Raw genomic sequence first — 20,236 nt, forward strand, 5'->3', positions numbered from 1 at the left:
CCGCTACGCGTCCCCGACGCCATCTAGATAGACCAGAGGATCAAAGTCCTCGGGCTGTTCGTCCAGCCAATCCTCGGCGGCGGCCAACTCTTCGGATTCGTATGTCTCTGGCTTCCAAATCTGGAACGTGTCGCCGGCGGCAATAAAGAACGCCTCACCCTCAAGCCCGATCTTGTTGCGCAGCTTGGCGGGCAGCACCAAGCGCCCGGTTTCGTCCACCGTGGTCGGGAAGGACTGACCATGAAACATGCGTTGCAGCATCTTCCGTTGCATCGAGCCACGCGGCAAAGCGTCAATCTTGTCGTCGACCTCTTCGATTGCCTGCATGGTATAGCATTCAAGGAATTTGCGGCGGTGGTCGCCGTAGACAATCACCAGTTCAGGCGTGTCTCCGGGCTGCCAATTGGGGTCAGAGGCCTCAAGCACACGGCGAAACGAGGCCGGGATTGAGACCCTGCCCTTCGTATCAACCTTATGCTGGCTTTCGCCTCTAAACCTGCGCGCCAAGACGACTGTCCCTTTCGCTTGCGCCCCACCTAAATTTCACGCCCCCCGGATGTAAAACGGCGGGTTGATCTGCTGCCACTGATCAACCCGCCGCATTGACCCGCTGTGCGGGATGTCCAGCTGCGCGCGCCACCTGGGGGGATGTCTGCTCGCCCGCGCGCCGGATCTCTTGATTGATGAAAGCGAGATGCCTGTATGAAACCTGTTTTTGTTGGTTCGGGGTCGTTTGGCGCCCCATGTGCCTCGTCCTCATCGGATGTATAAGGGATGACATGGGAATTTATGGAAATCAACAATAAATTTCACCGACTCACCAAAGAACCCACAACATAACCAAGCTGAAATCAAATGAAAACCATGCAACTTGCACCACAAATATGCGCTGCGTAAAAATAAAACACTACATATAGTACAATCAGGTTAACGCCCATTTTGTCCCATGCTTTCCCAGAAATTTTCAAAGTTCTTGAGATTCTCGCATCCGACCACCGACCCAAACGCCAATCCCTCCGCGAATCACCCGGGACAACGCATTATCCGACGTCCGACCCAAAGCCTCTCAACCCCCGCCCATGAATTCCCATAGGCCCGCGACATCCACCGAAAGGGCTTGCCGCCACATAGCGATTTCAGAACGCACAAATTTCACAAGAAGGCGCACAAAGAAGCAGCAGCCGCAAACCCTCCCCACCGTTCAGACCCAAGCGAAGGCCGTTGACGCGATGGTGAAACCCTTACTTTAAAGCTCTTTAGGTATCCCAACGCCCAACACGTTGATATCTATGCAATTGCCGCATAGCAGCATTGACGACGTGAGCTATTGTGCAATTGCAGCATTTGCCTATTTTCAGTCTCAAGCAAGCGCCGGGACACACCGGCAATGACAAGAACTATCGGGTACGCAAATGGCCGCAGTAACACATCAGACCGCGCTGAAAGGCGCACCAGCAACTGGCCTGGCTTCATTGGTTGAGGCTGCAAAGACCCGGTTCGTCCGGTATCGCGTCTACCGCCAGACAGTTAACGAACTGTCCGAGCTGACAAATCGCGAACTGGCCGATTTGGGCCTGCACCGCTCGATGATCCGCCGCTTGGCAATGCAAGCGGCCGAAGAACACGTCGCGCATTAAGCGCGCACCGAAATAACCAGGATCAGGTCCTTCCTCCTCCCTTTAGGACCTGTATTACAGCGGCGACATCTCTCCTCCTCCCTGATGTCGCCGCACCCTATACCGGCCCTGAACGCCGGAAACTGACACACCGGGTATTCCTCCTCCCTTTCCCGGTGTTGAAAGCGCGCGGCGACGTCTCTCCTCCTCCCTGACGTCGCCGCGTCTTCCTCATACCGGGATCAAACCCGGGTTCGGATACATCGGGGCTCTCCTCCTCCCTGCCCTGATGTTGAAAAGAACGGCGGTTCCCCTCCTCCTCCCTGGGAACCGCCGTTTTTACGTTTTCAGACAGGAAAAGGCGCCACGGCCAAAGCCGGGCGCCCCTCAAAAGAATCGAGCATGTGCCGTCAGGCACATTCCATTTGGCTAAAACGGCACGTCGTCCTTGGCCGACAGGAATCGCGAGACCACCTTTTTTGTGCCCGCCTTGTCGAAATCAACTTCGACCTTGTCCCCTTCGATGCCGATCACCGCGCCATAGCCAAATTTCTGGTGAAACACGCGCTCACCCAAAGTGAAACTGGCCAACGCCGTGGCGTCGATCACCGTGTTTCGGCTCTCCCGCGGTTGCGATGTACCATATTGCCCCTGCCGCGCCTGCATCCGCTTCCAGCCGGGTGAGTTGTAGACATTCGCCTCAGCCGCGCGCGTTTCGATGCTGGCCGTCGGCTGACCTCCTCCATAGAGACCCGGAGGCGTCAGCACCTCCACATGATCCTCGGGCAATTCGTCGATGAATCGCGACGGCATGGAATTCTGCCACTGCCCGAACACCCGCCGGTTGGCGGCAAAGGAAATCGTACAGACCTCTTCTGCGCGGGTGATCCCCACATAAGCCAGCCGCCGTTCCTCTTCGAGGCCCTTGATCCCCTGCTCGTCCATTGAACGCTGCGAGGGGAACAAGCCATCCTCCCACCCCGGCAGGAATACGGCTGGAAACTCCAGCCCCTTCGCCGCATGCAGGGTCATGATCGAGACCTTGGCCCCGTCGCCGTCCTGCTCGTTGTCCATCACCAGGCTGACATGCTCCAGAAACCCTTGAAGGTTCTCGAAATTGTCCAGCTGATTGACCAATTCCTTGAGGTTTTCCAACCGCCCCGGCGCTTCGGGCGTCTTTTCGTTCTGCCAATGCCCAGTGTAACCGGATTCGTCCAAAACGATCTGCGCCAGTTCGATATGGGTATGTTCGGGCGCGCCATAGCGGATGGGCGAGACGCCATCATCAATCACCGTATCATCATCGACCTCAATCCGAGGCCCACGCGTCATCGCATTCCAACGCGCCAGCCCGTCGATCAACTCGCGCAGGGCCTTGCCGCCCTTGCCCTTGATCAGCCCGTTCTCAACCGCAATCCGCGCGCCCTCGACCAGAGACACGCCGTTTTCCCGCGCCACCACCTGAATGGTCTGCTGCGCCTTGTCGCCCAGCCCGCGTTTGGGCGTGTTTACGATCCGCTCGAAGGCCAGATCATCCTCGGGGCTGACCACCAACCGGAAATAGGCCATGGCATCGCGAATCTCCATCCGCTCATAGAACCGAGGGCCGCCGATCACCTTGTAAGGTAGACCGATGGTCAGAAACCGATCCTCAAACGCCCGCATCTGATGCGAGGCACGGACCAGAATCGCAATCTCATCGAGGTTCATCGGCCTCACGCCGCGCGTGCCGCCCTGCATCGCGTCAATCTCTTCGCCGATCCAGCGGGCCTCTTCCTCGCCATCCCAATGGCCGATCAGCCGAACCTTTTCACCCTCTTTCGCGTCAGTCCACAGCTCTTTGCCCAAACGGCTTTCATTGCCGCGGATCACATTCGACGCGGCAGCCAGAATATGCGGGGTCGAGCGGTAATTCTGCTCCAGCCGCACCACATACGCTCCGGGAAAGTCCTTTTCGAACCGCAGAATATTGCCCACTTCGGCCCCGCGCCAGCCATAGATCGACTGGTCGTCATCCCCCACACAACAGATGTTCTTGTGCGCCCCGGCCAGCAGTCGCAGCCACAGGTATTGGGCGACGTTGGTATCCTGATACTCGTCCACCAGAATATAGCGGAACCAGCGTTGGTATTGCTCCAGAACGTCCTGATGGGTCTGGAAAATCGTGACCATGTGCAGAAGCAGGTCACCAAAATCCACCGCGTTCAACTCCAACAGGCGGCGCTGATACGCGGCATAAAGCTCAATACCCTTATTGTTATACGCCCCCGCATCCGCAGCGGGTACCTTATCGGGTGTCAGCGCACGGTTCTTCCAATCGTCAATGATCCCGGCCAGCATCCGCGCAGGCCAGCGTTTGTCGTCGATATTGGCCGCCTGAATCAGCTGCTTCAACAGCCGCAACTGATCGTCGGTGTCCAGAATGGTGAAGTTCGATTTCAGGTGACTCGTCCGATTGACAACCTGAGCTTGCGAAACATCCGGCCCTTGCGGTTGGGGAACGGGTCCAAGATCGTAATTTGACGCTTCTTGCATCCCCAATGGGTCAATAGGCCCATCAGAGACGTCCGCAGCCGGCGGCACGTGACCATCTCCGATCAGCTCCGCATGACGGCGCAGCAGCTTGACGCAGATCGCATGGAATGTACCCAGCCACGGCATCCCCTCGGCGGGTTGCCCCAACAGGCGCCCAACGCGATTTTTCATCTCGCGCGCGGCCTTGTTGGTGAAGGTCACCGACAGAATCTCATTCGGGCGCGCCCGCCCTGTACTCAGCAGATGCGCGATGCGTGCGGTCAGCGCCTTGGTTTTGCCCGTCCCCGCCCCGGCCAACATCAGAACCGGACCGTCCAGCCGTTCAACCGCCTCGCGTTGCGCCGGGTTCAGTTCATCCAGATAGGGCGTGGGTCGCGTGGCCATAGCCCGCGCGGACAGTGATGCGCCCTCAAAGGCGTCCATTTCGTCGTTACTGCTCATCCCCCCAAACTACGCCGGATGCGCGCCGAGGGAAAGAGTTTGTTCACCCCTTGTTCGCACAGTTTTTCACCCCCTTTATCGCCAATTCTAACCAATAGGCTTCGCTGCGCCACGCTCGCGTTAACCCACTGTCAAAGCTTGCATCCGATGCTGAGGTCAAAGCTGTGGGAGCGCGGATCATGAAAAACACTAACGGATCGGACATGGTGTCCCGTCTGAAACTTGCTGGTATCCTTCTGACGATGGGAGGCCTCACGGCCCTGTCAGGTTGGGGAATTTACGCGATTCCCGCGCCGGTGGTCGACCGGATGCTGGAATCCGACCTGCGCCACGCCGCAGCGCAGATGAACCGGCAGGTGGTTTCTCACCTCGAGGAGGTTGACGCCACCTTTCGCACCGGCAAGCTGGACGCCCACGATGAAGAGTTTCTGGAATTGCTGCCCGCAACCTCGGACATCTACCGCTTCAAACTCTTCAACGATGCAGGGCGGGTGATCTGGTCGACCCGCGCCACGGACGTGGGTTCGGTCAACAGCGACTCCTATTTCAGCGACGTGCTGGGCCGGGGAAACATCGTATACAAACATGAAGAAAAACCCCTGACCGAAGTGGACGATTTCGACGGCAACCTGCTGGAGTTCACCGGGCCGCAGACCCGCCACGTGGCCGAAATCTATACCCCTGTCATCCGCGAAGGCCGCTTTGTCGGTGCAATCGAGTTTTATTCGGACATCACGCAGGTGCGGAATCTGTTCATCAATCGGGTTCGCCTGTTGCTGACCGTGCTCAGCGGCATTGCCCTGCTTGCCCTGTCGACGGTGACACTGGTCATTTTCCGCGCCAACCGGCGACAGGTGCGCAACCTGCGGGGCCGCGCCGCAAAAGAGCGTGAACTGATGGACGACCAACTGCGCCTTGCGCGTGAGGTCCGCTTGCTGGGCGAGTTGAACGAATGGTTGCAATCCAGCCGCTCGCTGGATGAGCTGTTCGACATGGTCTCGCGCTTCATGACCCATATCCTGCCCGAGGCCGAAGGCAGTGTGTATGTCTATTCCAATTCACGCGATGTGCTGGATGGCTGTGCCAGCTGGAATGGCGGCACGCACAAATCGCATATCCATCCGGAAGGGTGCTGGGGTCTGCGGCGGGGGCGCACCTATGAATATGGCGCGTCCGAGATCGACTTTGTCTGCGAACATGCCGAACCGCATGATGGTCGGCCCTATTTCTGCTTTCCCATTCTGGCCCACGGGGAAACGGTTGGTCTTTTACATCTGCGGGCGCATGAGGGTTGTGACGAAGTGTTTCATTCCAGCAAGAAGCTGGCCCAGCTTTGCGCCGAACAGATCAGCATGGCGATCGCGAATGTCCGGATGCGCGATCAACTGCATGACCAGTCGGTGCGCGACCCGCTGACCGGGTTGTTCAACCGCCGGCACATGACCGAAACGCTGCGCAAATCCATCAGCCGCAGCCAACAGACAGGCGCCTCGCTGAGCCTGATTGCGGTGGATGTCGACCATTTCAAAAAGTTCAACGACACCCACGGGCATGATGCGGGCGACATGGTGCTGCGCGCGGTCGGATCGGCCCTGGAACAGGGCTGCGACCGGGACGAGGTCGCCTGCCGCATCGGCGGAGAGGAGTTCATGCTGATCCTGCCGGACAACACGCCCGACGATGCCATGACCCGCGCCGAACAATTGCGGCAGGCTGTCGAGGCTGTCTCGGTGCGGTATGGCGAAAAATCCTTGCCGCGCATAACGATTTCCGTGGGCGTCGCCCACTACCCGGCGCATGGCACCATGCCGCAGGACCTGATGCGTGCAGCGGATGACGCGCTGTATATGGCCAAAGACAAGGGCCGGAATCAGGTGCAGGTCGCCAAAGGTGCAGCCTCGGTCCCTTCGACGGTGGCAGATGCAAAGCACAAACGGGCGTCCAAATCCGCGCCACCGTCCTCAGCCGCTTGAAAACCTTGCAGAATCGCTGCGCAGGTTGGATCAATTCATATGGACCTGCACAGCTCATTCCCCGGCCTTGCCGACCTGAAGCGCCGCGCAAAGCGCAGGATTCCTTTCTTCGTCTGGGAATATCTGGCAAGCGGCACAGGCACCGAGACCACACTGCACCGCAACCGGGCCGCGCTGGATCAGATGCAGTTTCTGCCCTCGATCCTGCATGGCCCCATCGAATTTAATACCGGCACGCGTTTTCTGGGGCAGGATTTTCCCCTGCCCTTCGGCATCGCGCCCATCGGAATGGCCGGTCTGATCTGGCCGGACGCGGAAGGGCTGCTGGCACGTGCCGCCGCAGAGGCGGGACTGCCCTACACGCTCTCGACGGTCGCCAGCCAGAGCCCCGAGGATCTGGCCCCTCATCTTGGGCGGCACGCCTGGTTTCAGCTGTACCCGCCGAAAGACCCGGACATTCGCACCGACATGCTGAATCGCGCCAGATCCGCCGGGTTCTCGACTCTTGTGCTGACCGTTGACGTCCCGGTCGCCTCGCGGCGGGAACGGCAAACGCGGTCCGGCCTGACCAATCCTCCGCGACTGAACCCGCGCCTGCTGGCCCAGATCGCCCTGCGTCCAGCCTGGGCCTTGGGCATGGCGCAAAATGGGATGCCCCGGATGCGGACATTGGACAAGTATATTGACGGGGACAGTGCCCTGCCGCCGACCGCCCATGCTGGCTACCTGCTGCGCACTTCACCAGACATGGAGTATGTCAATTGGTTGCGGGACGCATGGGACGGACCGTTCATCATAAAGGGCGTGATGCGCCCCGAAGATGCCGAACGGCTGCAAAAGGCCGGTGTTGATGCCATTTGGGTCTCGAATCACGGTGGACGGCAGTTTGACGGAGCGCCTGCAAGTATCAATGCGCTACCTTTGATCCGTGAGGCGACAAACCTGCCCCTGATCTTCGACAGCGGTGTCGAAGGCGGCCTGGACATTCTGCGCGCACTGGCACTGGGCGCGGACTTTGTCATGCTCGGGCGCGGATTCCTGTATGGTATCAGCGCCTTGGGCGCAAAAGGACCCGCGCATGTCATCGACATCCTGCGTCAGGACATGCTCGCCAATATGGGCCAAATGGGTCTTTCAAACCTGCAGGAAATCCCGACGGCAATCGCAAACATTGATGCTGCAGTGCAGCGAGTGTAAGACAATCACGCCAAAAGGCGGCGTTTGCGAGCGATAACATGCCGGTTCTACCCAGAAGGACTGATATACGAGCGCGTATTGTCCGCCTACTAACACGGCCAAACCATAAAGACCGGGACCGAAAATGACCGACTTCAAAAAGATCCTGATCGCCAACAGGGGCGAGATTGCCATTCGCGTGATGCGTGCAGCCAATGAGATGGGCAAACGCACCGTCGCTGTGTTCGCCGAAGAAGACAAGCTGGGCTTGCATCGTTTCAAGGCGGATGAGGCATATCGCATTGGCGAAGGCATGGGCCCGGTTGCGGCATATCTCAGCATTGATGAAATCATCCGCGTGGCCAAGGAATGCGGTGCGGATGCGATCCACCCCGGCTACGGCCTGCTGTCCGAAAACCCCGATTTCGTCGATGCCTGTGTGCAGAACGGCATCACTTTCATCGGCCCCAAGGCGGAAACCATGCGCGCCCTGGGCGACAAAGCCAGTGCACGCCGTGTCGCCGTTCAGGCAGACGTGCCGGTCATCCCGGCGACCGAAGTGCTGGGCGATGACATGGACGCGATCCGGGCCGAAGCCAAGGAAATCGGCTATCCGCTGATGCTGAAGGCCAGCTGGGGCGGCGGCGGGCGCGGTATGCGCCCAATCCACTCGGAAGATGAGCTGGAAGAAAAGGTTCTGGAAGGCCGCCGCGAGGCCGAGGCCGCATTCGGCAACGGCGAGGGCTATCTGGAAAAGATGATCACCCGTGCCCGCCACGTTGAGGTTCAGATCCTCGGCGACAAGCATGGTGAGATCTATCACCTCTTTGAACGCGACTGCTCGGTCCAGCGCCGGAACCAGAAGGTCGTCGAACGCGCCCCTGCCCCGTATCTGTCCGAAGAACAGCGCACCGAGATTTGTGAGCTGGGCCGCAAGATCTGCGCCCATGTGAACTATGAATGCGCCGGCACGGTCGAATTCCTGATGGATATGGAAACCGGCAAGTTCTACTTCATCGAAGTGAACCCCCGCGTGCAGGTGGAACACACCGTCACCGAAGAGGTCACCGGCATCGACATCGTTCAGGCTCAAATCCTGATCGCCGAGGGCAAAACCCTGGCAGAGGCCACCGGTGCCGCAAGCCAAGCCGATGTGCACCTGAACGGCCACGCGCTGCAGACCCGGATCACCACCGAGGACCCGCAGAACAACTTCATCCCTGATTATGGCCGTATCACCGCCTATCGCTCGGCCACTGGCATGGGCATCCGTCTGGACGGCGGCACGGCTTATGCGGGCGGGGTGATCACGCGGTACTATGACTCGCTGCTGACCAAGGTGACCGCCAAGGCGCCAACGCCCGATGCAGCGATTGCCCGGATGGACCGCGCCCTGCGCGAGTTCCGTATTCGCGGCGTCAGCACCAATATCGACTTTGTCATTAATTTGCTGAAGCACCCGACCTTCCTGTCGAACGAATACACAACCAAGTTCATCGACACGACACCGGACCTGTTCACCTTCAAGCGCCGCCGCGACCGGGGTACCAAGGTTCTGACCTATATCGCGGATATCACCGTGAACGGTCACCCTGAAACCAAGGACCGCCCGGAACCGCGCGCCGATCTGAAAGAGGCCAAGCCCCCCGCACTGAAGGGCGAACCCAAAATGGGCACCCGCAACCTGCTGGAGCAGAAAGGCCCGCAGGCTGTCGCAGACTGGATGAAAGCCCAGCGGCAGTTGCTGATCACCGACACCACCATGCGTGACGGTCACCAGTCGTTGCTGGCGACCCGGATGCGATCGATCGACATGATCAAGGTGGCCCCCAGCTATGCCGCCAACCTGCCGCAACTGTTCTCGGTCGAATGCTGGGGCGGTGCGACTTTCGACGTGGCCTATCGGTTCTTGCAGGAATGCCCGTGGCAGCGTCTGCGCGACCTGCGCGAAGCGATGCCGAACCTGATGACCCAGATGCTGCTGCGCGGGGCAAACGGCGTTGGCTATACCAACTATCCCGACAACGTGGTGCGTGAATTCGTGCGTCAGGCGTCGCAAAACATCGACGTGTTCCGCGTGTTCGACTCGTTGAACTGGGTTGAAAACATGCGCGTGGCCATGGATGCGGTCGTGGAAAACGGCAAGATCTGTGAGGGCACCGTCTGCTATACCGGCGACATTCTGGACCCGGATCGCTCTAAATACGACCTGAAATATTATGTCGGCATGGCGAAAGAGCTGCGCGACGCAGGCGCCCATGTTCTGGGCCTGAAAGATATGGCGGGTCTGCTGAAACCAGCTTCGGCCCGCATCCTGATCCGAGCGCTGAAGGAAGAGGTCGGCCTGCCGATCCATTTCCACACCCACGACACCGCCGGCATCGCCAGCGCCACCATTCTGGCCGCGTCCGAGGCGGGCGTGGACGCGGTGGATTGCGCGATGGACAGCTTCTCGGGCAACACCTCGCAGGCGACGCTGGGCACCGTGGTCGAGGCCCTGCGCCATACCGAGCGTGATACCGGTCTGGACATCAAGGCGATCCGCGAGATCAGCGATTACTTCGAGGCCGTCCGCGGCCAGTACGCGGCGTTTGAATCCAGCCTGCAAGCTCCGGCCTCGGAAGTGTATCTGCACGAAATGCCCGGCGGTCAGTTCACCAACCTCAAGGCGCAGGCGCGTTCCTTGGGTCTGGAGGAACGCTGGCACGAGGTCGCGCAGATGTATGCCGACGTGAACCAGATGTTCGGTGACATCGTCAAGGTGACGCCGTCGTCCAAAGTGGTCGGTGACATGGCGCTGATGATGGTCAGCCAGGGCCTGACCCGCGAAGACGTGGAAAGCCCCTCGACCGATGTGGCCTTCCCCGACTCGGTGGTCGACATGATGCGCGGCAACCTGGGTCAGCCTCCGGGCGGGTTCCCTGACACCATCATCAAGAAGGTGCTGAAGGATGAGGCCCCGAACACCGAACGCCCCGGCAAGGATGTTCCTGCGGTCGATCTGGAGGCCACCCGCGCCGATCTGTCCAAGCAGTTGGAAGGCAAAGAGGTCGATGACGAGGACCTGAACGGCTACCTCATGTATCCCAAGGTGTTTCTGGATTACATGGGCCGCCACCGCACCTATGGTCCGGTTCGCACCCTGCCCACCCGCACCTTCTTCTACGGGATGGAGCCGGGCGAAGAGATCACCGCCGAGATCGATCCCGGCAAGACGCTGGAAATCCGCTGCCAGGCCATCGGTGAGACCGATGAAAAGGGCGAGGTCAAAGTGTTCTTTGAACTCAACGGCCAACCCCGTGTGATCCGGGTGCCCAACCGCCTGGTGACATCGTCTACCCAGGCGCGGCCCAAGGCCGAAGCCGGCAACGCCAACCACGTTGGTGCACCGATGCCGGGCGTTGTGGCCACTGTCGCCGTGACCGCCGGCCAGGAGGTCAAAGAGGGCGATCTGCTGCTGACCATCGAAGCGATGAAAATGGAAACCGGCATCCACGCGGAACGCGATGCCACGGTCAAAGCTGTTCACATTCAACCCGGTGGGCAGATTGACGCAAAGGACCTGCTGGTCGAACTGGAATAACCGGTTTAGCTTTCTGGGCTAACAGGGGCCGCTCGGGGAACCGGGCGGCCTTTTTTCGACCCGAGAAGGATAAACGCCCATGCTGTCAATCACACCAGTCTATGCCGCATTGCTGGCAATCTTGTTTGTCGCGCTCAGCGTCAAGGTCATCAGTCAGCGGCGCAGCGACAAGATTTCCTACGGCGACGGCGGTAGTTCGGCGATGCTCAAGGTGATGCGGACGCATTCCAACTTTGTCGAATACACCCCCTTTGCCCTGCTGTTGATCGCGATGGTCGAACTACAAGGCGCAGGTGGGCTGCTGCTGAACTTGCTAGGCCTGACATTGCTGAGCGGCCGCCTGTTGCACGCCTATGGATTCGGACGCAGCCCGCAGATCGTCATTCTGCGCCAGATCGGGATGCTCCTGACCTTCACAGCGATTCTGGTGGCCGCTATCGCGAATATCGTTCTGGCGCTGTGATCTAGTCGGCGGGGTCTACCCCGCCAGTACCCGCGTTTCGACCTGCGGCGCATCCCTCAGGACAGGCTCAACCTCACCCAGCCTGTCCTTCTCCGGCATACAAAGCGCCGATGTCAGCACGATTAGTGCCGCCAGCAGGGCCATCTTCATATCTGCTATCCGTGTCATGTCCTCTCCTCGAACCCTCTTGTTTTATGCTGCTCTAAGTGTTGAACGGCGCACGCGCGGGATTCCGTCGAAAGATTTTTCCGCCTTTTTGTGTTTTTCCGCTTGCAGCCCCGCGTGGGAATTTATACATCCCTCCTCACTCAACGGCGCGGGCGTAGCTCAGGGGTAGAGCATAACCTTGCCAAGGTTAGGGTCGGGCGTTCGAATCGCCTCGCCCGCTCCATTGAGAGGTCTTCGGACCAGCATATGTATCTGATGCGGGCGTAGCTCAGGGGTAGAGCATAACCTTGCCAAGGTTAGGGTCGGGCGTTCGAATCGCCTCGCCCGCTCCAGATACCAACCTCCCTCAACACTCTGGTTCTTTTGCCACCGTTGCGCCATTCTGGCAGTGATTTCAATCATGCACGGAATTGGCCCATGTCGGACTATGTCATTCGCCCTCTCACCGCCGCCGAGGTTGAACACGCCGTGGACTGGGCGGGCCGTGAGGGTTGGAATCCGGGCGTCCATGACGCCGCGTGCTTTCGCCCGACGGACCCGGATGGGTTTCTGGGCGGGTTTCTGGATGGTGAGATGATCGCGTCTGTTTCAGCGGTGAACTACGACGACGCGTTTTCATTCCTGGGGTTCTACATCGTGAAGCCCGAGTTTCGGCACCACGGCCACGGGCTTGAGATCGCAGGCCACGCGCTGGCCCATTGCACGGGACGCAACATGGGGCTGGATGGCGTGGTCGAGCAGCAGGACAATTACCGAAAGTCCGGCTTTACCTTTGCCTATAACAATTATCGCTTTGCGGGCACGAAAACCCGGATGCTGGCCAAGTTGGACACTGGACCAAACGATCACGTTACCGATGTGACTAACGCGTCAGACGATTTGAAGGCCTACGACCGCCACCTGTTTCCTGCGCCGCGTGATCTGTTTCTGGAGAGCTGGCTGAGCGCCTATAGCCATGTGTCAAAGCTCTATACCGATAACGGCAGGATCCGGGGATATGCAACCCTGCGTCCTTGTCTGACCGGGTATAAGGTTGGGCCGTTATTTGCGGATACGCCCGATATTGCGCGGGCTTTGCTGGGCGCGCTTTTGGTTGCGATCCCCGAGGATCACAACGAACACGAGATTTTTGTGGACATGCCGCAACCCAACCCCGCAGCCTTCGCATTGGCAAAGGAGCTGGAGCTGGACAAGGTGTTTGAAACGGCGCGGATGTATTCCGATCACGAGCCGGACATCGACCTGAGCCGTATTTTCGGCGTAACCACGTTTGAACTGGGTTAGAACGCCTTGAACGTCATCGTGGTCAGCGACCGTTCGATATTGGGAATCACCAGCAGGTTTTCATTGATGAAATGCCCCACATCATCGGTTTCGGGGATGTAGAGCTTCAGCAGCAGGTCATATTCACCACTGGTCGAATACAGTTCGGAATGGATTTCGCGCAAGGCGATTTCCTCGGCTACCTTGTAGGTGGTGCCGGGTTTGCAGCGGATTTGGATGAAAACGCAGGTGGACATGGGCCGGGCCTTGTTGATTGAGCTGCCTGCAGGCTGGCACGGGCCGCGACCGGGCGCAATCCCCTGCAACAGTTTGCGGCGAATGCGACGGGCGGTCTGGAAAACCCCGCCCTTCCCCGTCTATAAGCGCGCCTGTAGCAAAAGGAATTCGCCCATGCGCAGCGCAAAGATCAGCCGTCAGACCGCCGAGACCGAGATCTCGGTCGAGGTCAATCTGGACGGCACCGGCACCTATGACAATCAGACCGGCGTTGGCTTCTTTGACCACATGCTGGACCAGCTTGCGCGCCATTCGCTGATCGACATGACGATCCGCGCCAAGGGCGATTATCACATCGACGACCACCACACCGTCGAGGATACGGGGATTGCGCTGGGTCAGGCTTTGACGCAGGCTTTGGGCGACAAGAAAGGCATCCGTCGCTATGGCGAATGCCACTTGCCCATGGACGACGCGCAGGTGCGTTGTGCTCTGGATCTGTCGGCGCGCCCGTTCCTGATCTGGAACGTGGACCTGCCGACCCAGAAGATCGGCACATTCGACACCGAACTGGTGCGCGAGTTCTTTCAGGCGCTGTCCACCCACGGCGGCATCACCCTGCATATCGACCAGTTGCACGGCTTCAACAGCCACCACATTGCCGAGGCTGCCTTCAAGGCCGTCGCCCGCGCCCTACGGCTGGCGGTGGAAACCGACCCGCGCAAGGCGGATGCGATTCCGTCGACCAAAGGCGCGCTGTAAATGCTGACCGCTATCATTGATTACGAGAGCGGTAACCTGCACTCGGCCGAAAAGGCATTTCAACGCATGGCGCGCGAGGTGGGCGCGGGCGAGGTTGCCGTGACCTCGGACGCGGATGTCGTCGCACGGGCGGACCGGTTGGTGCTGCCCGGCGACGGTGCCTTTCCGGCCTGCGCTGCCGAGCTGCGCGGCCACAAGGGCATCTATGACGCGATGGTCGAGGCGGTCGAACAGAAAGGCCGGCCGTTTCTGGGTATCTGCGTCGGGATGCAGCTGATGGCCTCAAAGGGTCACGAATACACCGACACGGACGGTCTGGGCTGGGTTGCCGGTGACGTAGTGCGGATCGAACCTTCGGACCGGGCGCTGAAAGTCCCGCATATGGGCTGGAACGATCTGGTTTTGGAAAGCGAACATCCCGTTTTCGACGGCGTGAAATCGGGTGATCACGCCTATTTCGTCCACTCCTACCATTTCCGCGTCAGCGATCCTGCGCAGCGGTTGGCCTATGTGGACTATGGGCAAGAGGTCACGGCCGTGATCGGCCGCGACACGATGGTTGGGATGCAGTTCCACCCGGAAAAAAGCCAGGACGTGGGCCTGCGCATGATCGGGAACTTCCTGACCTGGGCTCCGTAAAGCTTACTGAATGCGCGTCCAAGTCTGTCCGCGACAGACCAAACCACCCGCGACACACCCCTTGACAGTCAGCTCGTTCTGGCTGTCGAGGGTCATTTTCGAGTTGTAGGTCTTGTCGCGTTCCGGATCCCAGATTTTGCCATTGGCATAGGTTCCGTCGCCTTCAGGCTCCATATCCCAGATCATCTGCTTGCCCAGATTCTCATAGGCCAATTGCTGATTGCCGTTGCCATCAAAGGCACTGTCAATCGTGCCACAGATTGCGCTACCGCACGGCGCGATCGAGACATGCAAATAGCCGCCTTCGTCACCTGGCTGCGTCTTCCAAAGGCCATCGACCGGATCAGCGAAAGACGCCGTTGCCAATACTGCAAAGCCTGCCGCAAGAGTAATTTTCTTCATGATTTCCTCCCTGTTTTGCCGTCAGTCTGACGGGCGGAACCCAACTGGGCAAGAATGACTTAGCGTCGCGTTGCATCCCCTGCCCTGCTTGTGCGATATCCCGCGCGTGTAACACTGATATAGGGCCGCCGATCATGATCCTTTACCCCGCCATCGACCTCAAAGACGGCCAGGCCGTGCGCCTGCTGCGCGGAGAAATGGACAAGGCAACCGTGTTCAACGAAGACCCTGCCGCGCAAGCCCGCGCATTCGTCGAGGCGGGCTGCGAATGGCTGCACCTTGTCGACCTGAACGGAGCTTTCGCGGGTGAGCCGGTGAACGCAGCCCCGGTCGAAGCCATCCTGAAAGCCTGCGACGTCCCCGCCCAGTTGGGTGGCGGAATCCGCGATATGGCCACGATCGAGACCTGGATCGGCAAGGGGCTGGCCCGCGTGATTCTGGGCACCGTCGCGGTGGAAAACCCCGATCTGGTGCGTGAGGCCGCGCGAGAATTCCCCGGCAAGGTCGCGGTGGGCATCGACGCCCGTAACGGTATGGTCGCCACCAAGGGCTGGGCCGAGGAAACCGATGTGCAGGTCACCGATCTGGCCCGCAGCTTCGAGGACGCAGGCGTTGCCGCCATCATCTATACCGACATCAACCGCGACGGCGCGATGCAGGGTCCGAATATAGAAGCCACCGCCGATCTGGCCCGCGCCGTATCGATCCCGGTGATCGCTTCGGGTGGCGTCAGCTCATTGGACGATCTGATAGCGCTGCGCGATTGCGGTGTGGACCTGAACGGTGCGATTTCCGGCCGCGCGCTTTATGACGGCGCGATTGACCTGAAAGAGGCCTTGTCCACTCTGAGCAAATAGAGCCGTTCAGCAGCGAGTTACTGTATTGTCCATTTGTTCCTGGGCTGCCCGTCTTTGTACGGCTGCAGTTCCTTTTCGCTTATGCGAACGAATTGAAAGCACCCCACCCAATCGCCGGTCTCTTCACACCACATGTCGCCATCGACATACCATTTGCCTTCATACTTATTGCCACCAGAGTTACCGGCAAGCTTGCCCTTTTTACGGCCTTTGCTGTAGGCCTGCGCCCATTGGGTTTGGTTATCCTGATTCGAAATACCGTAAATCGTCGAGCCCGGAATGGTCGCCAATATTTCCTTTTGTGTCATGAAATCCTGGGCCTGCGCGGCGCCTGATACAGTCACAAAAAACGCTCCAGCAATCCACATCATATGCAATGAAGGTTTCATGGAGACCTCCTCCCTAAATTTCTGAAATGCGGGGAATTTACCATAACCCTGGCAATCAAACAAATTGCCGAGGGGAAGATGTGCCAGCAGTCAATGCTTCCGGCACATCCGTTTTTGTTATTGCGCCGCAACCGCCGTCAGCTTGGCCAACGCACCGCGCATCTTTTCGATGACGGGGGAGTTTTCGACGGCGTCCAGCTCGTCCATCGTTTCTTTCGGATCCTCATAAGCCAGCCAGACCTGACCGTTCTCATCCTCGTAGGCTTGCACTTTCAGCGGCAGGAACAGGCCGGCACGCGGGTCGATCTGCATGGCCGGTGTGCCCAGCGCCGGGTTGCCGAAAATCAGAACCTGATTGGCCGGAATGGTCAGCCCGACCTTCTCGGCCCCCGCCGCGTGGTCGATACGCGCAAAGACCGTTGCGCCCGCGTTGCCAACAGCCGCCTCAAGCGCGTCCAACGCCTCGGACACCGATTTGGCGGTGTTTACCTTGATGATGTCGTCTGCCATAGCGGTGACAGCTCCTCCAATTACAAAAACGGTTGTCAAAAAGAGTTTACGCATCTCATTGATCTCCTGATGAATTTGGGGACAGTGTCCACAGGTTTGAGCGATGTGGCAATCACATCTCCGGCATCGGCGGGGCTTTGCCGGTTCCGGCCTTCGCCATAACTGCCGCAACCTGCGCACCCGTCAATCGATCTCAAATCGTGAACAATTCCACACAAACGCGGCGAGTTTGCACTGATCAGCCGCAAAATGGTCGAGATTAGTCAATACGGCTGGACCGCTATCTTATACCGGAGTCTCACCCGCGCCCTTTTCGAACGCATCGCAGCCGACAGAGAATTGGCGCTATTACGCTCCGGTCATCAGTTTTGCGCGTCAATTTTCGTCAGCGCCAGCTTGCTGTTCTTTGTTCAACCGCTGTTTGCCAAGTTTGTGTTGCCCAAAATCGGCGGGACTCCGGCGGTCTGGACCACCGCCATGCTGTTTTTCCAGCTGATGCTGATTCTCGGATATCTGTATGCCCATATGCTGACCCGCTGGTTTACCCTGCGGTGGCAACTTGTGACACATCTGGCCCTGTGGCTGCTGGCGCTTGGCTTTCTGCCCCTGGCCACACAAGAAGGCTGGAGGTTCGATTCCTCGCAATCCATCGCACTGCAAACGCTATTGCTGTTTGCGGCGGGCGTTGGGGTTCCATTTGCGGTGCTGTCCGCAAACGCGCCATTGCTGCAGGCGTGGTATTCCCGGTCCGGCGGGCCATCAGCCAATGACCCCTATTTCCTATATGCGGCCACCAGCCGAGCACCTGACGACGTTCTACCTTGCCCTTTCGGTCGGTGGTGCCTGTGGCGGGTTGTTCAACTCGATCATCGCACCTGCCGTGTTTGACCGAGAGATCGAGTTCGCCCTGACCCTGCTTGCCGCCGGGGGGCTGTTCCTGATCCAGTCCGGCAGTTTCAACCTTCGTCAGGCTCTGCTTGGCGCTGCGGCGGCCGCTCCGCTTGCTTTCGTGATCTGGAAACTGAACCAAGGTGACGCGACGGACGCAAATACGCTGCCCACGGTTATTTCAGCTATTCTGGTCGCTGGAGTGCTGCTTTGCTTCAGAAAAAGACCGACGCAGATGGCGGCGGCTCTTTTGATTTTGTTGGCGCCGACCTTGGTTCCAACAACCGATGTGCATTTCCGTGACCGCAGCTTTTTCGGAACACACGCGGTTTATGATCGTGACGGTTTTCGGGTCTACAAAAACGGCACTACGATTCATGGCGGGCAAAGGCTGACCGCCCCCGGTATCCGTCCGGTTGGATCATCCTATTATCATCCGGACGGGCCGATGGCCGAAGTTCTGACCTCGGAATACGGGCGGACCGCAGACAAGATTGGCATTGTCGGCCTGGGGACCGGCGCGCTGGCTTGTTATCGACAGCCACACCAAACGTGGGAATTCTTCGAGATCGATGAGACCGTCGATCGGATCGCCCGCGATCCGGAGTTGTTCACCTACATGTCAGACTGCGCCCCTGAAGCGACCACCCATTTGGGGGATGCGCGGATCGTATTGGCACATCAGAAATTCGCCCTCGATATCATGGTGCTGGACGCCTATAGCTCGGACGCCATTCCGCTGCATCTGATCACTTTGGAAGCGATCCAGACTTATATGAGCCAGTTGAACCGGGACGGAACTTTGGTCTTCCACATCTCGAACAAGTACTACAATCCGGCCCCGCAACTGGCACGGGCCTCTGAAACGCTTTGTCTGCACGCGGCGATCAAGTGGGGGACGGTCGGTGAAGAGGCCCAGAAACAGGGTGCCGCAAACTCGCTTGTCGCCATCCTGAGTCGTGATGAAAACCGCATCGCTGGGTTCACCGGCACCGAAGCTTGGCATCCCATGATCGCTGATGGTCAGAACGCCTGGACTGACGACAAGGCCAATCTGCTGTCGGCGCTCAGGATGTTGGCTCAGAACTAGGGGCAGGCTGCGCCACAGGCGTTGTGGCGCAGCAAATTCAAATCTCTCGGCACTGGCATCGGCGGGGCTTTGCCGGTAGAGGTGCGGCAACAAAGGACGCCGACATGCTGAAAACCCGCATCATTCCCTGTCTGGATGTCGCCGATGGCCGCGTGGTCAAGGGCGTGAATTTCGTTGGCCTGCGCGATGCGGGCGACCCGGTGGAATCGGCCAAGGCCTATGACACCGCCGGTGCGGACGAGATCTGTTTTTTGGACATCCACGCCACCCATGAAAATCGGGGTACTATGTTCGATGTGGTGCAGCGCACGGCGGAACAGTGCTTTGTCCCTCTGACCGTGGGCGGTGGCGTGCGCACCAAGGACGACGTGCGCGCCCTGCTGCTGGCGGGCGCCGACAAGGTCAGCTTCAACTCGGCCGCCGTGGCCAATCCCGATGTGATTGCGGAATCGGCGGATCAGTTCGGCAGCCAATGCATCGTCTGCGCCATTGACGCCAAGACTGTCAGCCCCGGCAAGTGGGAGATTTTCACCCACGGCGGCCGCAAACCCACCGGTATCGACGCGGTGGAGTTCGCCAAAACCGTCGTCGCCAAAGGCGCGGGTGAGATTCTGCTAACCTCGATGGACCGAGACGGCACCAAGGCAGGGTTCAACCTGCCCCTGACCCGTGCGATTTCCGATGCCGTGGACGTGCCGGTAATCGCCTCGGGTGGCGTCGGCAATCTGGATCATCTGGTCGAGGGTGTGACCGAAGGCGGCGCCTGCGCCGTGCTTGCCGCCTCGATCTTCCATTTCGGCGAATACACCATCCGCGAGGCCAAGGAACATATGGCCGCCGCAGGCATCCCTATGAGGCTGACATGAGCATTCTGCACGATCTGGCCGCCACCATCGAGGCCCGCAAGGGGGCTGATCCGGATTCAAGCTGGACCGCCAAGCTGCTGGCCAAAGGCCCCGAGAAATGTGCCGAGAAATTCGGCGAAGAGGCAGTTGAAGCCATCATCGAAGCCGTCAAGAACGATAAGGACGGGCTGACGTCCGAGGCTGCGGATGTGCTCTATCACCTGCTGGTGATGCTGGCCGCGCGGGACGTGGCGCTGGATGATGTTCTGGCCGAACTGGCACGCCGCCAGGGCCTCAGCGGCATTGCTGAAAAAGCCGCGCGCCCCAAAGGCTAAGCGACAGGGTTTCGTCACCCCGCCCTACCCTTTATGATCAGGCCTCACGGTCCACAGATCGAAG

The 20,236-nt window shown here is 59.3% G+C and carries 19 protein-coding genes and 2 tRNA genes; 14 read left to right on the forward strand and 7 right to left on the reverse strand.

Features of this window, described 5'->3' with window-relative positions; all coding sequences use genetic code 11:
- Window positions 1-3 precede the first annotated feature (3 nt).
- Window positions 4-507: a division/cell wall cluster transcriptional repressor MraZ gene (gene mraZ, locus ACR0DO_RS03150; RefSeq protein ID WP_170441167.1), complete on the reverse strand. Its 504-nt coding sequence runs from the start codon at window positions 505-507 to the stop codon at window positions 4-6.
- Window positions 508-1,412: 905 nt separating this feature from the next.
- On the opposite strand from mraZ, the gene ACR0DO_RS03155 reads away from it, so the two are divergent.
- Window positions 1,413-1,637: a DUF1127 domain-containing protein gene (locus tag ACR0DO_RS03155; RefSeq protein WP_480556682.1), complete on the forward strand. Its 225-nt coding sequence runs from the start codon at window positions 1,413-1,415 to the stop codon at window positions 1,635-1,637.
- 408 nt (window positions 1,638-2,045) lie between these two features.
- Here the strand turns inward: ACR0DO_RS03155 and ACR0DO_RS03160 are convergent, their stop codons facing one another.
- On the reverse strand, window positions 2,046-4,592 hold the full coding sequence (locus ACR0DO_RS03160; RefSeq protein ID WP_480556684.1) for an ATP-dependent helicase: 2,547 nt from the start codon (window positions 4,590-4,592) through the stop codon (window positions 2,046-2,048).
- 179 nt (window positions 4,593-4,771) lie between these two features.
- Here ACR0DO_RS03160 and ACR0DO_RS03165 point away from each other — a divergent pair, with 179 nt between their 5' ends.
- From ACR0DO_RS03165 to ACR0DO_RS03180, 4 genes are all read left to right on the forward strand, one after another.
- A complete protein-coding gene (locus tag ACR0DO_RS03165; RefSeq protein WP_480556685.1) occupies window positions 4,772-6,565 on the forward strand; it encodes a sensor domain-containing diguanylate cyclase in 1,794 nt (597 codons plus the stop codon).
- A gap of 39 nt (window positions 6,566-6,604) precedes the next feature.
- Window positions 6,605-7,762 carry an alpha-hydroxy acid oxidase gene (locus ACR0DO_RS03170; RefSeq protein WP_480556686.1) on the forward strand — a complete coding sequence of 386 codons (1,158 nt, stop codon included), beginning with the start codon at window positions 6,605-6,607 and terminating at the stop codon, window positions 7,760-7,762.
- Between the two features lie 124 nt (window positions 7,763-7,886).
- Complete coding sequence (locus ACR0DO_RS03175) at window positions 7,887-11,324, forward strand: pyruvate carboxylase (RefSeq protein ID WP_480556688.1); 3,438 nt, start codon at window positions 7,887-7,889, stop codon at window positions 11,322-11,324.
- Window positions 11,325-11,403: 79 nt separating this feature from the next.
- Window positions 11,404-11,787 carry an MAPEG family protein gene (locus tag ACR0DO_RS03180; RefSeq protein WP_480556690.1) on the forward strand — a complete coding sequence of 128 codons (384 nt, stop codon included), beginning with the start codon at window positions 11,404-11,406 and terminating at the stop codon, window positions 11,785-11,787.
- 15 nt (window positions 11,788-11,802) lie between these two features.
- On the opposite strand, the gene ACR0DO_RS03185 is transcribed toward ACR0DO_RS03180, so the two are convergent.
- Window positions 11,803-11,955, reverse strand: coding sequence for a hypothetical protein (locus ACR0DO_RS03185; RefSeq protein ID WP_480556692.1), 153 nt, complete (start codon window positions 11,953-11,955; stop codon window positions 11,803-11,805).
- 148 nt (window positions 11,956-12,103) lie between these two features.
- Here ACR0DO_RS03185 and ACR0DO_RS03190 point away from each other — a divergent pair.
- The 3 genes from ACR0DO_RS03190 to ACR0DO_RS03200 all read left to right on the forward strand — a co-directional run bounded on the left by ACR0DO_RS03190 (window position 12,104) and on the right by ACR0DO_RS03200 (window position 13,239).
- Window positions 12,104-12,178, forward strand: a tRNA-Gly gene (locus tag ACR0DO_RS03190).
- Window positions 12,179-12,212: 34 nt separating this feature from the next.
- Window positions 12,213-12,287: transfer RNA gene (locus tag ACR0DO_RS03195), tRNA-Gly, on the forward strand.
- Between the two features lie 85 nt (window positions 12,288-12,372).
- Complete coding sequence (locus ACR0DO_RS03200; protein WP_480556693.1) at window positions 12,373-13,239, forward strand: GNAT family N-acetyltransferase; 867 nt, start codon at window positions 12,373-12,375, stop codon at window positions 13,237-13,239.
- Here the strand turns inward: ACR0DO_RS03200 and ACR0DO_RS03205 are convergent.
- Window positions 13,236-13,475: an Lrp/AsnC family transcriptional regulator gene (locus ACR0DO_RS03205; protein WP_074735480.1), complete on the reverse strand. Its 240-nt coding sequence runs from the start codon at window positions 13,473-13,475 to the stop codon at window positions 13,236-13,238. The two genes, ACR0DO_RS03200 and ACR0DO_RS03205, sit on opposite strands and share 4 nt — an antisense overlap.
- 154 nt (window positions 13,476-13,629) lie before the next feature.
- Here ACR0DO_RS03205 and hisB point away from each other — a divergent pair, with 154 nt between their 5' ends.
- Window positions 13,630-14,217, forward strand: a complete 588-nt coding sequence (hisB, locus tag ACR0DO_RS03210; RefSeq protein ID WP_170325762.1) for an imidazoleglycerol-phosphate dehydratase HisB — start codon at window positions 13,630-13,632, stop codon at window positions 14,215-14,217.
- Window positions 14,218-14,856: an imidazole glycerol phosphate synthase subunit HisH gene (gene hisH, locus ACR0DO_RS03215; protein ID WP_480556695.1), complete on the forward strand. Its 639-nt coding sequence runs from the start codon at window positions 14,218-14,220 to the stop codon at window positions 14,854-14,856.
- Window positions 14,857-14,859: 3 nt separating this feature from the next.
- On the opposite strand, the gene ACR0DO_RS03220 is transcribed toward hisH, so the two are convergent.
- The gene (locus ACR0DO_RS03220; protein ID WP_480556697.1) at window positions 14,860-15,258 is read right to left on the reverse strand and encodes a DUF2147 domain-containing protein; all 399 of its coding nucleotides are present in this window, start codon (window positions 15,256-15,258) and stop codon (window positions 14,860-14,862) included.
- Between the two features lie 134 nt (window positions 15,259-15,392).
- Between ACR0DO_RS03220 and hisA the strand changes: the two genes are divergently transcribed.
- Complete coding sequence (gene hisA / locus ACR0DO_RS03225) at window positions 15,393-16,115, forward strand: 1-(5-phosphoribosyl)-5-[(5-phosphoribosylamino)methylideneamino]imidazole-4-carboxamide isomerase (RefSeq protein ID WP_170441145.1); 723 nt, start codon at window positions 15,393-15,395, stop codon at window positions 16,113-16,115.
- Between the two features lie 17 nt (window positions 16,116-16,132).
- Here the strand turns inward: hisA and ACR0DO_RS03230 are convergent, their stop codons facing one another.
- Both ACR0DO_RS03230 and ACR0DO_RS03235 read right to left on the reverse strand, forming a co-directional pair.
- The gene (locus tag ACR0DO_RS03230; RefSeq protein ID WP_480556698.1) at window positions 16,133-16,504 is read right to left on the reverse strand and encodes a hypothetical protein; all 372 of its coding nucleotides are present in this window, start codon (window positions 16,502-16,504) and stop codon (window positions 16,133-16,135) included.
- A gap of 117 nt (window positions 16,505-16,621) precedes the next feature.
- Complete coding sequence (locus tag ACR0DO_RS03235) at window positions 16,622-17,014, reverse strand: DUF302 domain-containing protein (protein ID WP_480556700.1); 393 nt, start codon at window positions 17,012-17,014, stop codon at window positions 16,622-16,624.
- 766 nt (window positions 17,015-17,780) lie between these two features.
- Here ACR0DO_RS03235 and ACR0DO_RS03240 point away from each other — a divergent pair.
- The 3 genes from ACR0DO_RS03240 (at window position 17,781) to ACR0DO_RS03250 (ending at window position 20,172) form a co-directional block, all read left to right on the forward strand.
- Window positions 17,781-18,992, forward strand: coding sequence for a polyamine aminopropyltransferase (locus ACR0DO_RS03240; protein ID WP_480556701.1), 1,212 nt, complete (start codon window positions 17,781-17,783; stop codon window positions 18,990-18,992).
- A gap of 104 nt (window positions 18,993-19,096) precedes the next feature.
- Window positions 19,097-19,858, forward strand: a complete 762-nt coding sequence (gene hisF, locus ACR0DO_RS03245; protein ID WP_480556702.1) for an imidazole glycerol phosphate synthase subunit HisF — start codon at window positions 19,097-19,099, stop codon at window positions 19,856-19,858.
- The gene (locus ACR0DO_RS03250) at window positions 19,855-20,172 is read left to right on the forward strand and encodes a phosphoribosyl-ATP diphosphatase (RefSeq protein WP_480556704.1); all 318 of its coding nucleotides are present in this window, start codon (window positions 19,855-19,857) and stop codon (window positions 20,170-20,172) included. The genes hisF and ACR0DO_RS03250 overlap by 4 nt, the downstream gene beginning before the upstream one ends.
- Window positions 20,173-20,236 lie beyond the last annotated feature (64 nt).

The sequence above is a fragment of the Ruegeria sp. AM9 genome (genome assembly GCF_056540565.1).

Coding starts and splice junctions, on each gene's coding strand:
- ACR0DO_RS03185 (WP_480556692.1), bottom strand. CDS start 11,955: ATGACACGGATAGCAGATATGAAGATGGCCCTGCTGGCGGCACTAATC.
- ACR0DO_RS03235 (WP_480556700.1), bottom strand. CDS start 17,014: ATGGCAGACGACATCATCAAGGTAAACACCGCCAAATCGGTGTCCGAG.
- ACR0DO_RS03230 (WP_480556698.1), bottom strand. CDS start 16,504: ATGAAACCTTCATTGCATATGATGTGGATTGCTGGAGCGTTTTTTGTG.
- hisB (WP_170325762.1), top strand. CDS start 13,630: ATGCGCAGCGCAAAGATCAGCCGTCAGACCGCCGAGACCGAGATCTCG.
- hisA (WP_170441145.1), top strand. CDS start 15,393: ATGATCCTTTACCCCGCCATCGACCTCAAAGACGGCCAGGCCGTGCGC.
- hisH (WP_480556695.1), top strand. CDS start 14,218: ATGCTGACCGCTATCATTGATTACGAGAGCGGTAACCTGCACTCGGCC.
- ACR0DO_RS03180 (WP_480556690.1), top strand. CDS start 11,404: ATGCTGTCAATCACACCAGTCTATGCCGCATTGCTGGCAATCTTGTTT.
- ACR0DO_RS03200 (WP_480556693.1), top strand. CDS start 12,373: ATGTCGGACTATGTCATTCGCCCTCTCACCGCCGCCGAGGTTGAACAC.
- ACR0DO_RS03205 (WP_074735480.1), bottom strand. CDS start 13,475: ATGTCCACCTGCGTTTTCATCCAAATCCGCTGCAAACCCGGCACCACC.
- ACR0DO_RS03220 (WP_480556697.1), bottom strand. CDS start 15,258: ATGAAGAAAATTACTCTTGCGGCAGGCTTTGCAGTATTGGCAACGGCG.
- ACR0DO_RS03175 (WP_480556688.1), top strand. CDS start 7,887: ATGACCGACTTCAAAAAGATCCTGATCGCCAACAGGGGCGAGATTGCC.
- ACR0DO_RS03165 (WP_480556685.1), top strand. CDS start 4,772: ATGAAAAACACTAACGGATCGGACATGGTGTCCCGTCTGAAACTTGCT.
- ACR0DO_RS03170 (WP_480556686.1), top strand. CDS start 6,605: ATGGACCTGCACAGCTCATTCCCCGGCCTTGCCGACCTGAAGCGCCGC.
- ACR0DO_RS03250 (WP_480556704.1), top strand. CDS start 19,855: ATGAGCATTCTGCACGATCTGGCCGCCACCATCGAGGCCCGCAAGGGG.
- ACR0DO_RS03240 (WP_480556701.1), top strand. CDS start 17,781: ATGACCCCTATTTCCTATATGCGGCCACCAGCCGAGCACCTGACGACG.
- ACR0DO_RS03155 (WP_480556682.1), top strand. CDS start 1,413: ATGGCCGCAGTAACACATCAGACCGCGCTGAAAGGCGCACCAGCAACT.
- ACR0DO_RS03160 (WP_480556684.1), bottom strand. CDS start 4,592: ATGAGCAGTAACGACGAAATGGACGCCTTTGAGGGCGCATCACTGTCC.
- hisF (WP_480556702.1), top strand. CDS start 19,097: ATGCTGAAAACCCGCATCATTCCCTGTCTGGATGTCGCCGATGGCCGC.